3 protein-coding genes, 1 tRNA gene and 1 rRNA gene are annotated in these 3,129 nt (G+C 68.9%); 2 read left to right on the top strand and 3 right to left on the bottom strand.

Annotated features, from left to right (window positions below; all coding sequences use genetic code 11):
- Positions 1–1,024 (top strand): PP2C family protein-serine/threonine phosphatase (locus GKQ77_RS30745; RefSeq protein WP_219692395.1); only part of this gene is annotated, 1,024 nt, incomplete at its 5' end.
- Between the two features lie 100 nt (positions 1,025–1,124).
- Here GKQ77_RS30745 and GKQ77_RS30740 read toward each other — a convergent pair.
- A tRNA-Thr gene (locus GKQ77_RS30740) sits at positions 1,125–1,197 on the bottom strand.
- A 114-nt stretch (positions 1,198–1,311) separates the two neighbouring features.
- Here GKQ77_RS30740 and GKQ77_RS30735 point away from each other — a divergent pair.
- Positions 1,312–2,232 (top strand): extracellular catalytic domain type 1 short-chain-length polyhydroxyalkanoate depolymerase, encoded by a 921-nt coding sequence (locus tag GKQ77_RS30735; protein ID WP_219692394.1) that lies wholly within the window; start codon positions 1,312–1,314, stop codon positions 2,230–2,232.
- On the opposite strand, the gene GKQ77_RS30730 is transcribed toward GKQ77_RS30735, so the two are convergent.
- Both GKQ77_RS30730 and rrf read right to left on the bottom strand, forming a co-directional pair.
- Positions 2,229–2,891: a DegT/DnrJ/EryC1/StrS family aminotransferase gene (locus tag GKQ77_RS30730; RefSeq protein WP_258022268.1), complete on the bottom strand. Its 663-nt coding sequence runs from the start codon at positions 2,889–2,891 to the stop codon at positions 2,229–2,231. The two genes, GKQ77_RS30735 and GKQ77_RS30730, sit on opposite strands and share 4 nt — an antisense overlap.
- A gap of 115 nt (positions 2,892–3,006) precedes the next feature.
- A 5S ribosomal RNA gene (rrf, locus tag GKQ77_RS30725) occupies positions 3,007–3,123 on the bottom strand.
- Between the last annotated feature and the right edge of the window lie 6 nt (positions 3,124–3,129).

Below are 3,129 nucleotides of genomic sequence, written 5' to 3'. Positions count from 1 at the left end.
CTCGGAGGCCGCGCACGAGGCGGCGCTGCGCACGTCCATGCGCAGCCTCGGCCTCGGCGAATCCCTCACCCTGGGTTCGGGCATCGGTACGACGCTCTCCACGGCCTCGGCAGTGGGCGGCGAGACGGTGGTCCTGCCCCTGGTCGCCCGCAACCGCGTCATCGGCATGCTCACGCTCGGTAAGCCCTCCGACGAGCACTTCCGCCAAGAGATCCTGGAATTGGCCGAAGATCTATCCCGCCGAGCGGCCCTGGCCCTGGACAACGCCCGTCTCTACTCCGAGCGCACGGCCATCAGCCAGTCCCTCCAGCGCAGCCTGCTGCCGCCCGGCCTCCCGCAGATCCCGGGCGTGGAGGTCGAGGTCATCTACCGCGCGGCCGGCGAGGGCAACGAAGTGGGCGGCGACTTCTACGACCTCTTCCCCATCCGCGACGGCGCCTACGGCTTCGCGATCGGCGACGTCTGCGGCACGGGCCCGGAGGCCGCGGCCGTCACGGGTCTGGCCCGGCACGCCCTGCGCCTGCTCGCCCGCGAGGGCTTCGGCGGCCCGGCGGTCCTGGAGCGCCTGAACGCCGCGATCCTCGACGAGGGGTCCCGCAGCCGCTTCCTGACGCTCCTGTACGGCGAGCTGTGGCCCCAGGAGGACGGCTCGGCGGTCCTGAAGATCGTCTGCGCGGGGCACCCGCTGCCGCTGCGCCTGCGCCAGGACGGCACCGTCGAGCCGTACGCGGAACCGCAGCCGCTGCTCGGCGTCATGGACGACCTGGAGCTGTACGAGCAGACGGTGACGCTCGACCCGGGCGACGTCCTGCTCTGCGTGACCGACGGCGTCACCGAGCGCCGCGAGGGCACCCGCATGCTCGGCGACGACGGCCTCGCGGACGTCCTGACGACGTGTACGGGCCTGACGGCCGGCGCGGTGGCGGCCCGCATCATGCGCGCGGTGGAGCGCTTCGCGTCGGACGCCCCGTCCGACGACATGGCCATCCTCGCGATGCGCGTCCCTGGCCTGCAGAAGGACTGAGCGCCCCGGGGCACCCCACGAGGTGCCCCGGCCGCCACGCTCTCCCACCCCGAACATGACGAAGGCCCCCGCCCAACTGGGCGGAGGCCTTCATGAGTTGAGCCCCCAAGCGGAATCGAACCGCTGACCTTCTCCTTACCATGGAGACGCTCTACCGACTGAGCTATAGGGGCCTGTCGCCCTCGCGGTTTCCCGCTCGGCAACGGAATAGATCATACCTGAAATCCGCGCCCTTCCGAACCGCCGTTCCTCTGGACCGCCCGCCCTGGCGCTGCCACCCTGCGCGCATGCCGACCCGACGCGCCACGCTTCCGCGGTCCGCCTTATGCCTGGCGGCCGCCGCTCTGCTCCTGCCACTCACAGCCTGCGGCTCCGGCGAGGACAAAGGCACCGCGAACCCGAAGCCCACCAAGAAGCGCTCAGCTACGGAGTCCCCGCGCCCCGGCGATCAGAAAGTCACTGTCCCCTGGCAGGGCGAGAAACGCGTCTATACCGTCCACGCCCCGCCCGGCTACGCGCGTTCCGAGAAGCTGCCCCTCGTCATCGCCCTGCACCCTTATCCGGCCGACGGCGAAACGATGGCCAAGATCAGCGGCCTCAACGCCAAAGCCGACAAGGAGAATTTCCTCGTCGCCTACCCCGACGGACTCAACAGCGGCTTCAACGCCTTCATCTGCTGCGGCACCGAGGACGACATCGGATTCATCCGTACGTTGATCAAAAGGCTGACCGGCACCTGGAACGCCGATCCGGCACGCGTCTACGCCACGGGTATCTCGAACGGCGGCGACATGTCGTACAAGCTCGCGGTCGAACTCCCCGGCACCTTCGCGGCGATCGCCCCCGTCAGCGGCGGCTATCTCGGCACCGAAGCGCAGAAGGCCTCGTACATGCCGAAGACGCCGGTCTCGGTGATCACCTTTATAGGCGGCCTCGACGAGCATTACGCGGGAATGGACACGGGCATCAACGCCTGGCAGAAACGCCTCTCCTGCAAGCCGAGCACGCCCGACAAGCTCAGGAACAACATCAGGAAGACCACCGCAAAGTGCCGGGACGGCTCGGACGTGGTCGTCTACCGGCTCCCCAAGATGGGCCACTCGTGGCCGGGCGGCGCGGGCGGCAGCATGTCCGACCCCGGAGCCGGCGTCAACGCGACCGACCTGATGTGGGAGTTCTTCAAGTCCCACACCAAGAAGGCGCCCTAGAAGGCGGGCTGGAGGAGTCCACCGAGGGCGTTGCAGGCGGAGACGACGCGTTGCAAATCACGGCGCGTCATCGACGCGTCGACCGGCAGCGCGAGCGTCTCGTCCGCGGCCCGCTCGGTCTCGGGCAGACGCACGTCCCGCCGGAACTGCGGCAGCCGGTGCACCGGCGTCTTCACGGGCACCCAGCAGTTGACGCCCTTGGCCCGCACGGCACGCGCGAACGCGTCCCGGTCGGGCCGCCCGTTCCCGGGCACACGCACCACGTACTGCTGGTAGCTGTCCCTCTCACGCAGGTCTGGCGTCACGACTCCGCTGAGCCGCCCGCTCAGATACGCGGCATGGGCCCTGCGCCGCTCAAGCCCTTCGTACGGAGCCTCCGACTCGCCCTGCTCCAGGACGAGGAACCCCTGCCGCTGCCCCAGCTCGCGCAGCCGCTGTACGTCGGCCTCGTTCCCGAAGCGGTGTACGACGATGACGGCGGCCGTCCGCGGGGTCACCGCGGCGGCGACCGCGTCAGGGTCGAGGCAGTACGTGGCCGGCTCTATGTCGGCGAACACCGGCAGCGCTCCCGCGAGGACCACGGCCTCTGCGACCTCGGCGTTCCCGTAGGCGGGCACGACCACCTCGTCACCGGTACCGACACCAGCGGCGCGCAACATTCCAAGAGTCCCCATGCCTTCGGATGTTGGCCCCGCAACGTGAACGGCAAGTGACGCAAAACAAAAAAGAGCTGGTCCCTGAACCGAAGTTCAGGGACCAGCTCTATCAAGATTAGTTCGGCGGCGTCCTACTCTCCCACAGGGTCCCCCCTGCAGTACCATCGGCGCTATGAGGCTTAGCTTCCGGGTTCGGAATGTAACCGGGCGTTTCCCTCACGCTATGACCACCGAAACACTA

This window comes from Streptomyces anatolicus, from assembly GCF_019400875.1.
GTDB lineage: Bacteria > Actinomycetota > Actinomycetes > Streptomycetales > Streptomycetaceae > Streptomyces > Streptomyces anatolicus.
The sequence above is the reverse complement of the archived record's forward strand: the minus strand, read 5'-3'. Positions and strand labels throughout refer to the sequence as shown.